The following is a 13,349-nucleotide window of genomic DNA, read 5'->3' as shown; positions in this document are numbered from 1 at the left end:
TATGCAGACCTCGAAGACGATCGTGGCGATCAACAAGGACGCCGAGGCCCCGATCTTCGACCTCGTCGACTACGGCGTCGTCGGCGACCTCTTCGACGTCGTCCCGGCCCTCACCGAGGAGATCAAGACCCGCAAGGGCTGATCGGCCCCGGCCGTGGAAGGCCCCCGTGACACTCCAGAGTGGTCACGGGGGCCTCTTCTCATCCCAGGGTCATCGAGGCCTGCACCGGCAGATGGTCGCTCGGATACGTCCCGTCCCTGCTGAAGGTGTTCATCCCGGCCCAGTGCGTGGTCACCCCGGGGGTGGTGAGGATCCAGTCGATGCGCCGCCCGCCGGGCTTGAGCGCCCGGTAGCCGTGGTGCGTCCCGTACGCCGGACTCCGCGAGGCGGCCGCGTCCCAGGCGTCCACCAGTCCGATGTCCAGCATGAGGTCGTAGACCCGGTTGTCGTGGGCGGCCGCGTTGAAGTCGCCGGTGACGATGACCGGTATCGACCGGTCCCACGCGGCGATCGTGTCGCCGATGAGCCCCGCCGAGCGCTCCCGGGCGTACTGGCTGACGCTGTCCAGGTGGGTGTTGAGGACGTAGAACTCCCGTCCCCCGTCGGCCAGATCGGCGAAACGGACCCAGGTCACCATGCGCAGCCAGTCGGCGTCCCAGGTGTTCGAAGCGATCGTGTACGGGGTGTCGGACAGCCAGAAATGATCGAATTCGATCGGTTCGAGTCTGCGCGTGTCGTAGAAGACGGCCATGAACTCGTCCTTGCTGCCGCCTCCGCGTCCGATGCCGATCCAGTCGTAGTGCCCGCCGAGATCCTGCTCGATCATGCGCACTTGCCGGTAGAGCCCTTCCTGGATGCCGATGAGGTGCGGTCGCTCGCGGCGCAGCAGCTCTCGCATCACCGGTCGGCGCACGGCCCAGCGCGGTGTCTCGTCGACGACGGTCGCGAAGCGCACGTTGAACGTCATGACGTTCAGGGCGCCCGGGTGCTCGTCGGCGGAAGCGGGCTGTGTGGGGCCCGCACTGGTGAGCAGCGGTCCTGCGATGGCGGCCGCCGCGGCTGCCTTGAGCCCGTGGCGGCGCGTCACTCCGACCTCGTTCGGCACGCGGTCTCCCTCCCCTTGGGCGTCAGGATGAAGCTTGCCTGCTGAATACGGAAGATGCCGACGGGTCTGCGGTGACCATGGGTGAAGGATGGGGAATCCCACTTCACGACGGTGTTGACCAGGCCGAAGGTCGGCCGATAACTTCGCTCTACGGATTGTTGATTCCGTAGAGCGGAAAATAGGAGGGTCTTGGCATGGGTCAGCAGGAGAAGGTGGCGACGAGCCTCGCGGGCGCCGTCAGCGAGGAGATCAGCGCCTCCCTCGCGCCGGTCGACGCCGAGCTGGAGCGCCGCTATCCCGGAGACCCCGGCACCCGCCAGCCCGTCCACACCGTCTACGTACCCGGCGACGTCTTCGCCGCCGACACCGTCCGTACCTGGGGCGACCGGGCGCTGGCCGCCCTCGACGAGCACGCCCCGGACGCCGAGGCCTTCGCCGCCGTCCTCGGCCTCGCCGACGACCTCGCCGAGCCCGTCCACGCGCGCGTGCGCGCCAAGCTGGAGCGCGAGCCGATCGAGGACCTGCGCGTCGACTTCGAGGACGGCTACGGCAACCGCCCCGACGCCGAGGAGGACGAGGCCGCCGCCCGCGCCGCGCGTCTCATCGCCGAGGCCTACGCCAACGGCACCGCCGCCCCCTGCATGGGCATCCGCATGAAGTGCATGGAAGCGCCCGTACGCGCCCGGGGCATCCGCACCCTCGACATCTTCCTCACCGGCCTCATGGAGTCCGGCGGCCTGCCCGACGGGCTGGTGCTCACCCTGCCGAAGGTGACGTACGCCGAGCAGGTCACCGCCATGGCGCGGCTGCTGGACGCCTTCGAGAAGACGCACGGCCTCGCACCGGGCCGGATCGGCTTCGAGATCCAGATCGAGACCAGCCAGGCCATCCTCGCCGCCGACGGCACCGCCACCGTCGCCCGCATGATCCAGGCCGCCGAGGGCCGCGCCACCGGCCTGCACTACGGCACCTTCGACTACAGCGCCTGCCTCGGCGTCTCCGCCGCCCACCAGGCCAGTGACCACCCCGCCGCGGACCACGCCAAGGCCGTCATGCAGGTCGCCGCCGCCGGTACGGGCGTACGCGTCTCGGACGGCTCGACGAACGTCCTGCCGGTCGGTCCGACCGCCAAGGTCCACGAAGCCTGGCGCCTGCACTACGGCCTCACCCGCCGCGCCCTGGCCCGCGCCTACTACCAGGGCTGGGACATGCACCCCGGCCACATCCCCACCCGCTACGCGGCCGTCTTCGCCTTCTACCGCGAGGGCTACGAGCAGGCCGCCGCCCGCCTGTCCCGGTACGCCAACCGCACCGGCGGCGACGTCATGGACGAGCCCGCCACCGCCAAGGCCCTCAGCGGCTACCTGCTGCGCGGCCTGGACTGCGGTGCCCTGGACATCGGCGAGGTCGCCCGGCTGGCCGGCCTGACCCGGGCGGACCTGGAGAGCTTCGCGGTGCCCCGGCGCGGGGATCTGACGGCGTCCGCCTGACGGCCTCCCTCCGAGCGGCCTCCCCCCGACGGCTGGGCCCGCACGTATCGGCCCTGTCACAGCCGTCACCGGCGGCCGGCGCCGTCACCCCCGCCCCGTAGCCTGTACGCCACGCACTGACGGTGTCAGTGCATCTGGTGGGTCACAGGAACGGGGCAGGGGTGTCGACGGGGGAGCACGGGCGGACGGACGGGATCGGGCGGCTGCTGGCAGGCCGATATCGCGTCACGGCGGCGCTGGGACGCGGCGGCATGGGCATCGTCTGGAAGGCCGTCGACGAGGTCCTCGGCCGTGAGGTCGCGGTCAAGGAACTGCGCACCTACACCGACGCGGCCGGTCCGGAACTGGCCGGTCTGCAACTGCGGATGCAGCGCGAGGCGCGCGCGGCGGCCCGGGTGCGCCACCCCGGCGTCATCGCCGTGCACGACATCGCCGAGGTCGACGGCCGTCCGATCATCGTCATGGAATTGGTCGACGGACCGTCCCTGGACGACGTCCTGCGCGAGCGCGGCACGCTGGACCCGGCGGAGGCCGCCGGGATCGGCGCGAAGGTCATGGACGCGCTGTCCGCCGCCCACCGCGCGGGCGTCCTGCACCGGGACGTCAAGCCGGGCAACATCCTGCTCGACCGCTCGGGCCGGGTCGTCCTCACCGACTTCGGCATCGCCACGATGGAGGATCCCGGAGACGGTTCCGCCACGCACCTCACGCGCAGCGGCGAACTCGTCGGATCCCTCGACTACCTGGCCCCCGAGCGTGCCCAGGGCGCCGACCCGGGCCCTGCCTCCGACGTCTGGGCCCTCGGGGCCACGCTGTACGCGGCCGTCGAGGGTGCCTCGCCCTTCCGCCGTACGTCGACGTTCTCCACGCTCACCGCGATCGTCACCGAGCCGCTGCCCGAGGCCCGTCACGCCGGCCCCCTCGAGCCCGTGCTCCAGCAGCTGATGGACAAGCGCCCCGAGTCCCGCCCGGAGGCCGACCAGGCCCGCGACATGCTCCGGACGATCGCGGACTCGGGCGGCACGCAGGCACCGACCTCTCCTGCGCCGGGCGTCGCGGCCCCGCCTCCGCGGCCTGAGACGGAACGCAGCCTCCCGTCGGTACCGCCGGGATTCGGCCCGCCGCAGTCCGGCGCCGCAGGGCCCCATGAAGGCACGAACACGCCGGACTTCGGCGCGGCGGGCGCGTTCGGGGCAGCCGGTCACGGTGGCCCCGGCCACCCGGCGCCGGGAGGGTTCGGCCCACCGGGCCCGGACTCCGGCGCGCAGGGCCCGACCCCCGGTCACCTCGCGCCGGCGGACCGCGGCGCGCACGGCTCGGGTACCGGCCCCCAGGGCTTCGGTCCGGCCGAGACCGCGGGCACGGCACCCACCGGCCCGATGAACGCCGACCGTGCCGCGCCCCGCCGCAGGAACCGTGCCCTCCTCGCCGCCGCGGCCGTCACCCTCGTCCTCGCCACCGCCGGTACGACGGCCGCCCTGATGAGCGACTCCGGCGGCAAGGGGAGCGACGGCCGCACCGACGCCGCCCCCACGCCGGCCGCGGCCCCCGGCGGGTCCGGGGGCGCGGACGACGGCTCGAACGCCCCGAAGCCCACGCAGCAGGGGGACGAAAAGGGCAAGGCGCCGTCCGAGAAGCCCGCGGAGAAGAAGGGCCCTCAGCCCTCCGGCGAGGCGACCCCTTCGGACCCCGCCGCGTCCTCGGACGGCGACGGCACGGGCGGCACGAGCGGAGGGACGTCGGACGGCGGCACCACCGGTGGTGGCGCCGCGGACGGCGGTACGACAGGCGGCGGCTCGACCACCCCGGCCCCGGTCTGCCACGCCATCGGCGGCGGCAGGTACAACTGCCAGGTCTGGAAGACCGCCGACTCCCACACCGCCTCCGGCACCAAGGTCGGCATCCTCAAGGCGGGCACCAACTACTTCTACTGCCAGCAGAACCTGGGCCGCCGCGAGACGTCCGGGGAGTGGACCAACGTCTGGTGGGCGAAGACCGACGACGACAGCGGCAACACCGACGTCTGGGTCAGCGACGTCTACATCAAGGGCGGCGACAACGACGCGCCGGTCCCCGGGCTGCCGCTCTGCTGACCCCGCGCCGAGGCGGCCGCGTACCGTTCGAGACCGGAGGCCGTCACCAGCTTCTCCTCGATGAACAGCCGCGTACCCCGCTCGCACAGCCGCCGGTCTCCGCGGGCCCGCGCGCAGAACTCCTCGGGCACGACGCCGAACAGCTCCCGCAGGCGCTCCACGCTCACCAGCAGCTCGGTCAGCAGCTCCCGCTCACCGGGATGCGTGCGCGGGGTGCCCGTGCCGTCGTGGAGGACGCCGTGCCGGTTGACGTAGGCGTAGGCGCCGGGCAGCCGGGTGCCGTCGGCGAGGTCGATCCGCACGTCGGGCGACGGAAGCCAGGCCCGGTCGAAGTTGCCGCCCGGCACCGGCACGCCCTCGCTCGCGTCGATCACGGCGAGCTGCTCGGCGTCGAGCCACAGGACGAACAGCTCCCGCACCGTCTCCGGGGCGCCGACCGGCGAGGCCGACACGTACCCCATGCGGCTCACATGCGCCGAGACGCCGGCGTCGACACCCGTCACCCGGGCCTTCACCATCGGCAGGGGCGACCTGATCCCGAACTCCGCCATCTTGTGCCGCAGCTGGCCCGGGCAGCCGTTGGAGCCGATGGCGATGACGGGGGTGCGGTCCTCGTACACCAACCGCTCCGGCGGCAGGAAGCGGTCCCCGTCGAGGAGCCCGGAATCCGCAGGCCACGCCCCCGGGTAGAGCAGCGGATGCTCACGCGGCGCCTCGGCCAGGCCCAGGGCCCGCAGCGTGCGATCGGCGGCGTCGTCCATGGGCCGCTCAGTCCGCCGGTGGGATCTCGCCCGAGCCGCGGGTGATCAGCCGCGTCGGCAGCTCGATGCGCTCGGGGGTGACGAGGGTGCCGTCCAGCTGCCGGAAGAGGCGCTCCGCGGCGGTGCGGCCGATGTCCGAGGCGTCCTGGGCGACGACGGTGACGCCCGGCTGGAGCAGGTCGGCGAGCTCGATGTCGTCGAATCCGACGAAGGCGACGCGGCGGGTCTGCTCGGCGAGCACCCGGATCACGGTGACCGTCACCCGGTTGTTGCCCGCGAAGATCGCGGTGACCGGGTCCGGGCCCGCCAGCATCTGCTCGGCGGCCCTGCGCACCCGCTCGGGGTCCGTGACGCCGAGTGACATCCAGGGGTCCGCCACCGGTATGCCCGCGTCCTCCATCGCCGCCCGGTAGCCGCGCAGCCTTTCGGCGGCGGTGTGGATGCGCGGCATGTCGCCGATGAAGCCGATCCGGCGGTGCCCGTGCGCGATGAGATGGGTGACGCCGTCGCGGGCGCCGCCGAAGTTGTCCGACAGGACCACGTCGGCGTCGATGTGACCGGCCGGCCGGTCCACGAACACCGTGGCGACACCGGCCTTGAGCTCGGGTTCCAGATACCGGTGGTCGTCCCCGGCCGGGATCACCACCAGCCCGTCCACCCGCCGCGCGCACAGGGCCAGCACCAGTTCCTGCTCCCGCTCGGGGTCTTCCGCGCTGGAGCCGTTGATCAGCAGGGCGCCGTGTGCGCGGGCCACCTCCTCGACGGAGCGGCTCAGCGGCCCGTAGAACGGGTCCGCGAGGTCCTCCAGGACCAGGCCGATGCTCGCCGTGCGCCCCTTGCGCAGCACCCGCGCGCTGTCGTTGCGGCGGAAGCCGAGCGCGTCGATCGCCTCCTGGACCCGCCGCTCCGTCTCCGGGGTGACCCCCGGCTCCCCGTTCACGACACGGGAGACCGTCTTGAGGCCGACTCCGGCGCGCGCCGCGACGTCCTTCATGGTCGGCCGGGTGCCGTAGCGCGTTGCGGATCGGAGGGGGGTCTGGGGCACGGTGCGGTGTCCTGTCCTGTCGTCCACGGGGGTGCGTCGATCCTGGGTTTGTATGAGGATGTGGCGTCGAGCATAGAGCCTGGACAACGTTGTCAGGCTCGGGGGAGACTGTCCACCGCAATCTCCGGCCTCGCGTACCGTCGCGGGACCGGTCCGCTGCCTGCCCTGCTCTTCATGGCTTTCTCGGCGTTTTTCTCATGCCCGACGGGGAGATCCGACTCTGATGCACACCGACCTCGTGGCCGCGCTCGACATCGGCGGCACCAAGATCGCGGGCGCCCTGGTGGACGGCCACGGCCGGATCCAGGTCCGCGCCCAGCGGCCGACGCCCGCCCGGGAGGACGGCGACACCGTCATGCGGGCGGTGGAGGAGGTGCTCGGTGAGCTCACCGCGTCACCGCTGTGGGGGCGGGCCAGGGCCGTGGGCATCGGCAGCGCCGGGCCCGTGGATGCCTCCGCGGGCACGGTGAGCCCGGTGAACGTGCCGGGCTGGCGCGACTATCCGCTCGTCGCCCGGGTCCGGGCCGCTGCCGGGAGCCTGCCGGTCGAGCTGATCGGCGACGGTGTGGCGATCACGGCGGCCGAGCACTGGCAGGGCGCCGCCCGCGGTCACGACAACGCGCTGTGCATGGTCGTCTCCACGGGCGTCGGCGGCGGCCTGGTGCTCGGCGGCCGGCTGCACCCGGGGCCGACCGGCAACGCGGGGCACATCGGCCACATCAGCGTGGACCTCGACGGCGATCCCTGCCCCTGTGGCTCGCACGGTTGCGTGGAGCGCATCGCGAGCGGCCCCAACATCGCCCGTCGAGCCCTGGAGAACGGCTGGCGGCCCGGCCCCGACGGGGACACCTCCGCCGCCGCGGTGGCCGCCTCGGCGCGCTCCGGTGACCCGGTCGCCGTCGCCTCCTTCGAGCGGGCCGCCCAGGCCCTGGCGGCCGGGATCGCCGCCACCGCGACCCTCGTGGAGATCGACATCGCCGTGATCGGCGGGGGCGTGGGCAAGGCGGGCGAGGTCCTCTTCGCCCCTCTGCGCAAGGCCCTGAGCGCCTACGCGACCCTGTCCTTCGTCCGGAACCTGACCGTGGCCCCGGCGCAGATGGGCACGGACGCCGGTCTGGTGGGCGCGGCGGCGGCAGCCCTGGCGAAGCGGAGGGACGCGGCGGCGGCAGGGGTCTGAGCCCGGGTCCCGGCCGATCGGGCAGGAACGTTCAGCCTGGGGAGGGTGTCGGGGCTCACCGGGCGGGCGGGCGCGGCGGCGACCTTGGCGAAGCGGAGGGATGCGGCGGCGGCAGGGGTCTGAGCCCGGCCCGGCCGATCGGGCAGGAACGTTCAGCCTGGGGAGGGTGTCGGGGCTCACGGGGCCTGTGAGCGCGGGAGCGGGCCGACCGTTTGCCTTCCGGCTCACGGCCCTCCCCGGATGCCGCCGGGGCGCTTCTGGCCCGTCCCTTCCCGCCACGGGGCCCGGCCGTCCGGGACACCCGGAAATCGACCGCATGTCCGTGTGATGTGGCACGATCACGTGTGTGAGCAGCAGACCCGCCTCGGCACAGCACCTGCGCGATCTCGCCCGACTGCGCCGCGTCAAGGACCGGATCGACCGGGAGTACGCGAAGCCTCTGGACGTCGAGGCGCTCGCCCGAGGCGTGCACATGTCGGCGGGACACCTCAGCCGCGAGTTCCGGCAGGCGTACGGCGAGTCGCCGTACAGCTATCTCATGACGCGGCGCATCGAGCGCGCCATGGCGCTGCTGCGCCGGGGCGACCTCAGTGTCACGGAGGTCTGCTTCGAGGTCGGCTGCGCGTCGCTGGGCACCTTCAGCACCCGTTTCACCGAGCTGGTGGGCATGCCGCCCAGTGCCTACCGGCGCGAGGCGGCCCGGGCGACGGCGGGCATTCCGTCGTGCGTGGCCAAGCAGGTGACCAGACCGGTCAGGAATCGAGAAGCGCCCGCGTCGAGCCGAAACTAGCGTGAGGGCCATGGACCTTCGGATTCACGCCAGTTTCCTTCCGCACGACGACCCGGACGCCGCCCTGGCGTTCTACCGCGACACTCTCGGCTTCGAAGTCAGAAACGACGTCGGATACGAGGGCATGCGCTGGATCACGGTCGGCCCCGTCGGCCAGCCCGGCACGAACATCGTGCTGCACCCGCCGGCCGCCGACCCCGGCATCACCGAGGACGAGCGCCGCACCATCACCGAAATGATGGCCAAGGGCACCTACGCCAGCATCGTGCTGGCCACCACCGACGTCGACGGCACCTTCGAGCGGGTGCAGGCGGGCGACGCCGAGGTGGTCCAGGAGCCGGTGGACCAGCCCTACGGAGTGCGCGACTGCGCCTTCCGCGATCCCGCGGGCAACATGGTCCGCATCCAGCAGCTCAAGACCCAGTAGAGGCAAGCCCGCACAGCACGACGCGTCACCCGCGGGTTCCCGCACGGCCACGCGGTGCCGCCGGCTTCCGCCCTCCGTGCCCCGGCGGGGCGCGGGGGAGCGAGATCGTCCGAGCGCGGCGGCACCGCCCGACAGATGGAGACACCATGAGCAAGGCCACGACGACGGACAGACGGTCGGCAGGACCGCACGTCGCCGACAGCCATGACGTCATCCGCGTGCACGGCGCACGCGAGAACAACCTCAGGGACGTCAGCATCGAGATCCCCAAGCGCCGGCTCACGGTGTTCACAGGCGTCTCCGGCTCGGGCAAGAGCTCGCTGGTGTTCGACACGATCGCGGCGGAGTCGCAGCGCCTGATCAACGAGACCTACAGCGCCTTCCTGCAGGGGTTCATGCCGAACCTGGCCCGGCCCGAGGTCGACGTGCTGGACGGGCTGACGACCGCGATCGCCGTCGACCAGCAGCGCATGGGCTCCGATCCCCGCTCCACCGTGGGCACCGCCACCGACGCCAACGCGATGTTGCGGATCCTCTTCAGCCGGCTCGGCACACCGCACATCGGCCCGCCCGGCGCGTTCTCCTTCAACACCGCCTCGGTGTCGGCGAGCGGTGGGTTCACGGTGGACCGCGGTGCCGAGAAGACCAGGACCGAGAAGGTGTCCTTCAGTCGCACCGGCGGCATGTGCACGCACTGCGAGGGCCGGGGCAGGGTCTCCGACATCGACCTCACCCAGCTCTACGACGACTCCAAGTCGCTGTCCGAGGACCCGTTCACGATCCCCACCTACACCGGCGGCGGCTGGGTGGTGCGGGTCATCGCCGAGTCGGGCTTCTTCGACAAGGACAAGCCGATCCGCGCGTACACCAAGAAGGAGCGGCACGACTTCCTGTACCGCGAGCCGACCAAGGTCAAGGTCAACGGTGTCAACCTCACGTACGAGGGGCTGATCCCGAAGATCCAGAAGACCTTCCTGTCCAAGGACCGCGAGTCGATGCAGCCGCACATCCGCGCCTTCGTGGACCGGGCGGTCACCTTCACCCGGTGCCCCGAGTGCGACGGCACCCGGCTCAGCGAGCTCGCCCGCTCCTCCAGGATCGGCAAGGTCAACATCGCCGACGCCTGCGCGATGGAGATCCGCGACCTGGCGGAGTGGGTGCGGGGGCTGGAGGAGCCGTCGGTGGCGCCGCTGCTCACCAAGCTCCAGCACACCCTCGACTCGTTCGTGGAGATCGGTCTCGGCTACCTCTCGCTCGACCGGGCGTCGGGCACGCTCTCCGGTGGCGAGGCCCAGCGCACCAAGATGATCCGCCACCTCGGGTCCTCGCTCACCGACGTCACCTACGTCTTCGACGAGCCGTCCATCGGCCTGCACCCCCATGACATCCAGCGGATGAACAACCTGCTCCTGCGCCTGCGCGACAAGGGCAACACAGTGCTGGTCGTGGAACACAAGCCGGAGACGATCGCCATCGCCGACCACGTCGTGGACCTCGGCCCCGGCGCGGGCACGGCGGGCGGCACCGTCTGCTTCGAGGGAACCCTGGAGGGGCTGCGGGGCAGCGGTACCGTCACCGGCCGTCACCTCGACGACCGGGCCAAGATCAAGGCGGCCGTCCGCGAGCCGACCGGCGCGCTGGAGATCCGGGGCGCCTCGGCGAACAACCTGCGAAGCGTCGACGTCGACATCCCGCTCGGCGTGCTCACGGTCATCACGGGCGTCGCCGGCTCCGGCAAGAGCTCCCTGGTGCACGGCTCGATCCCGGCCGACGAGGGCGTGGTGGCCATCGACCAGACCCCGATCCGCGGCTCCCGGCGCAGCAACCCGGCGACGTACACCGGGCTGGCCGACCCGATCCGCAAGGCCTTCGCCAAGGCCAACGGGGTGAAGCCGGCCCTGTTCAGCGCCAACTCCGAGGGGGCCTGCCCCACCTGCAACGGGGCCGGTGTCATCTACACCGACCTGGCGATCATGCAGAGCGTCGCCACACCGTGCGAGGAGTGCGAGGGCAGGCGGTTCGACGCGTCGGTGCTGGAGTACCGCCTCGGCGGCCGCGACATCAGCGAGGTGCTGGCCATGCCGGTGACCGAGGCGGAGGAGCTCTTCGGCGGCGGCGAGGTCCGCACCCCGGCCGCTCACAAGATCCTGGAGCGGCTCGCCGACGTGGGGCTCGGCTACCTCACACTGGGCCAGCCGCTCACCACGCTGTCCGGCGGCGAGCGGCAGCGGCTCAAGCTGGCCACGCACATGGGCGAGAAGGGCGGCGTGTACGTCCTCGACGAGCCGACCACCGGCCTCCACCTCGCGGACGTGGAGCAGTTGCTGGGCCTGCTCGACCGGCTGGTCGACTCCGGCAAGTCGGTCATCGTGATCGAGCACCACCAGGCGGTCATGGCGCACGCCGACTGGATCATCGACCTGGGCCCCGGCGCGGGCCACGACGGCGGCCGGATCGTCTACGAGGGCACCCCGGCCGACCTCGTCGAGTCCCGCTCCACGCTGACCGGGGAGCACCTGGCGGCCTACGTGGGCGCCTGACGAAGATGCGGCCGGTACCGGCCTCGCCCACGGCGACCGCTGGGGCATCTTCGTGGGCGAATGGGCCCCCCTTCTTCGGCCTCGGTCTCGCCCTGTCGCCGCTACGAGCAGCACGACGGCACCCTCACCGCCGACGTCCACGAGTTCCGGCCGACGCGCAAGACGGGCTGAACGGCCCAGCCCGGCGCGCGGCCGGCGTACTTCCCGTCCACCCTGGTGCCATGGCGTCCGTGAAACCCGTCGTGGTCTACCCGCCCGCCGCGGACGGCGGCCGTCGGGTCCGTGTGGACGACCAGTTCCTCGGCATCGCCTACGGACCGATCGATGTGGCCGAGTTCCTGCGGCGGGCCGGTATCGAGGACGCGGACGAGGCGTACGTGGCGGCCACGGGGCTCATCGAGTGGCGCGGCGGCGGCCCCGAGGCGTGGGCGGCCGAGCGGGACGGGGACTCCGCCTGAAGCGCCGTCGCCCGGTCGTAGGAGGCTGCGTGACCCCGCGGCGGGTCCGGCCGTTGAGTCGGGCATGAAGAAGCGCAGCATGCTCGCCATCGCCTCCCTCGCCACCGGCTTCGTCGTCGCGGCGGTCACCCCGTCCCACGCCCTCGGGGACGGTCTGGGCACCCTGAGCGTCGACGAGACCCTCAAGACCCTCGACGAGACCGTCGCCAAGGACGGCCTGTCCCTGGACCGGGAGGACGGCGCCCAGCACAAGAAGGGCTGACGGCCCCACGGCTCGCGGCCACGGCGCCGGCGCTCCCGCCAGAGGGGGCGCCGGCGCCGTCGTCATGCGCCCTCAACTGCGGCTGGTTTCCGTGGCAGGGTGGAACGGGCAAGCCTCAGGGGGCCAACAGAAGAGGGGGACCTGTGACCGTCGTCTGGATCAACGGCGCGTTCGGTGCGGGGAAGACCACCACCGCACGGGAGCTGATCGACCTGATCCCGAACAGCACACTCTTCGACCCGGAGGTCATCGGCGGCACGCTCGCCCACCTGCTGCCGCCCAAACGCCTCGCCGAGGCCGGCGACTTCCGGGACCTGCCGATCTGGCGACGGCTCGTGATCGACACGGCGGCCGCGATGCTCGCCGAACTCGGCGGAACCCTCGTCGTCCCCATGACCCTGCTGCGCCAGGAGTACCGCGACGAGATCTTCGGCGGGCTGGCCGCGCGCAGGATTCCGGTCAGCCACATCCTGCTCACTCCGGCCGAAACGATACTGCGGGAACGCATAGCGGGCCGCGAGGTACCGCGGGACCTGCCCGAGGACGAGATACGAATACGCCAGTGGTCCTTCGACCACATCGAGCCGTACCGGGCCGCACTCGCCTCCTGGCTCACCGCCGACGCCCACCCGGTCGACAACAGCGACCTCACGCCGTACCAGACGGCCGTCCGGATCGCCGACGCCGTCACCAGCGGGTCCGTGCCCGTCTGCGACATCGTGCAGACGCCGGAGCCCACCGCCGAGACACTCGCCGCCGGGGTGCTCCTCTTCGACGAGCGGGACCGGGTGCTGCTCGTCGACCCCACGTACAAGGCCGGCTGGGAGTTCCCCGGCGGCGTCGTCGAACCCGGGGAGGCACCGGCGCGCGCCGGGATGCGCGAGGTCGCCGAGGAGACCGGCATCAGCCTTGACGAGGTGCCCGGCCTGCTCGTCGTCGACTGGGAGCGCCCCGTGCCCCCCGGGTTCGGCGGTCTGCGGCTGCTCTTCGACGGCGGCCTCCTCCGCTCCGCTGAGGCCGGCCGGCTGCTGCTGCCCGGCCCGGAGCTGCGCGCCTGGCGGTTCGTCACCGAGGAGGAGGCAGCCGGCCTGCTGCCCCCGGTGCGCTACGAGCGGCTGCGCTGGGCCCTGCGGGCCCGTGAGCGCGGAGCGGCCTTCTACCTGGAGGCCGGGGTTCCCGTCGGCTGACGGCGGGCGCCGC

At 72.4% G+C, this 13,349-nt stretch carries 12 protein-coding genes and 1 pseudogene; 10 read left to right on the top strand and 3 right to left on the bottom strand.

Features of this window, described 5'->3' with window-relative positions; translation table 11 throughout:
• Positions 1 to 142: pseudogene (locus QNO09_RS37610) on the top strand (electron transfer flavoprotein subunit alpha/FixB family protein); the annotation flags it as partial.
• A gap of 58 nt (positions 143 to 200) precedes the next feature.
• On the opposite strand, the gene QNO09_RS37605 reads toward QNO09_RS37610, so the two are convergent.
• Positions 201 to 1,106: an endonuclease/exonuclease/phosphatase family protein gene (locus QNO09_RS37605; RefSeq protein WP_283974729.1), complete on the bottom strand. Its 906-nt coding sequence runs from the start codon at positions 1,104 to 1,106 to the stop codon at positions 201 to 203.
• A gap of 194 nt (positions 1,107 to 1,300) precedes the next feature.
• Between QNO09_RS37605 and QNO09_RS37600 the strand changes: the two genes are divergently transcribed.
• Positions 1,301 to 2,596 carry a DUF6986 family protein gene (locus tag QNO09_RS37600; protein WP_283974728.1) on the top strand — a complete coding sequence of 432 codons (1,296 nt, stop codon included), beginning with the start codon at positions 1,301 to 1,303 and terminating at the stop codon, positions 2,594 to 2,596.
• Positions 2,597 to 2,757: 161 nt separating this feature from the next.
• Positions 2,758 to 4,689, top strand: coding sequence for a serine/threonine-protein kinase (locus tag QNO09_RS37595; RefSeq protein WP_283974727.1), 1,932 nt, complete (start codon positions 2,758 to 2,760; stop codon positions 4,687 to 4,689).
• Here QNO09_RS37595 and QNO09_RS37590 read toward each other — a convergent pair.
• Together QNO09_RS37590 and QNO09_RS37585 are read right to left on the bottom strand one after the other, a co-directional pair.
• Positions 4,635 to 5,450: a hypothetical protein gene (locus QNO09_RS37590; RefSeq protein WP_283974726.1), complete on the bottom strand. Its 816-nt coding sequence runs from the start codon at positions 5,448 to 5,450 to the stop codon at positions 4,635 to 4,637. The genes QNO09_RS37595 and QNO09_RS37590 overlap by 55 nt on opposite strands.
• A 7-nt stretch (positions 5,451 to 5,457) precedes the next feature.
• On the bottom strand, positions 5,458 to 6,444 hold the full coding sequence (locus QNO09_RS37585; protein ID WP_283974730.1) for a LacI family DNA-binding transcriptional regulator: 987 nt from the start codon (positions 6,442 to 6,444) through the stop codon (positions 5,458 to 5,460).
• Positions 6,445 to 6,718: 274 nt separating this feature from the next.
• Here QNO09_RS37585 and QNO09_RS37580 point away from each other — a divergent pair, with 274 nt between their 5' ends.
• The 7 genes from QNO09_RS37580 to QNO09_RS37550 all read left to right on the top strand — a co-directional run bounded on the left by QNO09_RS37580 (position 6,719) and on the right by QNO09_RS37550 (position 13,336).
• Positions 6,719 to 7,672, top strand: a complete 954-nt coding sequence (locus tag QNO09_RS37580; RefSeq protein ID WP_283974725.1) for an ROK family protein — start codon at positions 6,719 to 6,721, stop codon at positions 7,670 to 7,672.
• A 346-nt stretch (positions 7,673 to 8,018) separates the two neighbouring features.
• Complete coding sequence (locus QNO09_RS37575; protein WP_283974724.1) at positions 8,019 to 8,462, top strand: helix-turn-helix transcriptional regulator; 444 nt, start codon at positions 8,019 to 8,021, stop codon at positions 8,460 to 8,462.
• A gap of 10 nt (positions 8,463 to 8,472) precedes the next feature.
• Positions 8,473 to 8,889, top strand: a complete 417-nt coding sequence (locus tag QNO09_RS37570; RefSeq protein WP_283974723.1) for a VOC family protein — start codon at positions 8,473 to 8,475, stop codon at positions 8,887 to 8,889.
• A gap of 146 nt (positions 8,890 to 9,035) precedes the next feature.
• A complete protein-coding gene (locus tag QNO09_RS37565) occupies positions 9,036 to 11,429 on the top strand; it encodes an ATP-binding cassette domain-containing protein (RefSeq protein WP_283974722.1) in 2,394 nt (797 codons plus the stop codon).
• A 221-nt stretch (positions 11,430 to 11,650) separates the two neighbouring features.
• Entirely contained in the window at positions 11,651 to 11,887 is a 237-nt protein-coding gene (locus QNO09_RS37560; RefSeq protein WP_283974721.1) for a hypothetical protein, read from the top strand.
• 64 nt (positions 11,888 to 11,951) lie between these two features.
• On the top strand, positions 11,952 to 12,149 hold the full coding sequence (locus QNO09_RS37555; protein ID WP_283974720.1) for a hypothetical protein: 198 nt from the start codon (positions 11,952 to 11,954) through the stop codon (positions 12,147 to 12,149).
• A 143-nt stretch (positions 12,150 to 12,292) separates the two neighbouring features.
• Entirely contained in the window at positions 12,293 to 13,336 is a 1,044-nt protein-coding gene (locus QNO09_RS37550) for an NUDIX hydrolase (protein WP_283974719.1), read from the top strand.
• The last annotated feature ends 13 nt before the right edge of the window (positions 13,337 to 13,349 follow it).

It is taken from the genome of Streptomyces sp. 378 (assembly GCF_030124145.1).
Taxonomy (GTDB): domain Bacteria; phylum Actinomycetota; class Actinomycetes; order Streptomycetales; family Streptomycetaceae; genus Streptomyces.
This window is presented reverse-complemented; position numbering and strand designations above follow the sequence as displayed.

Excerpts from the sequence above, each read along its gene's own strand:
- QNO09_RS37585 (WP_283974730.1), bottom strand. The coding sequence starts at position 6,444 with ATGAAGGACGTCGCGGCGCGCGCCGGAGTCGGCCTCAAGACGGTCTCC.
- QNO09_RS37560 (WP_283974721.1), top strand. The coding sequence starts at position 11,651 with ATGGCGTCCGTGAAACCCGTCGTGGTCTACCCGCCCGCCGCGGACGGC.
- QNO09_RS37565 (WP_283974722.1), top strand. The coding sequence starts at position 9,036 with ATGAGCAAGGCCACGACGACGGACAGACGGTCGGCAGGACCGCACGTC.
- QNO09_RS37590 (WP_283974726.1), bottom strand. The coding sequence starts at position 5,450 with ATGGACGACGCCGCCGATCGCACGCTGCGGGCCCTGGGCCTGGCCGAG.
- QNO09_RS37555 (WP_283974720.1), top strand. The coding sequence starts at position 11,952 with ATGAAGAAGCGCAGCATGCTCGCCATCGCCTCCCTCGCCACCGGCTTC.
- QNO09_RS37580 (WP_283974725.1), top strand. The coding sequence starts at position 6,719 with ATGCACACCGACCTCGTGGCCGCGCTCGACATCGGCGGCACCAAGATC.
- QNO09_RS37570 (WP_283974723.1), top strand. The coding sequence starts at position 8,473 with ATGGACCTTCGGATTCACGCCAGTTTCCTTCCGCACGACGACCCGGAC.
- QNO09_RS37600 (WP_283974728.1), top strand. The coding sequence starts at position 1,301 with ATGGGTCAGCAGGAGAAGGTGGCGACGAGCCTCGCGGGCGCCGTCAGC.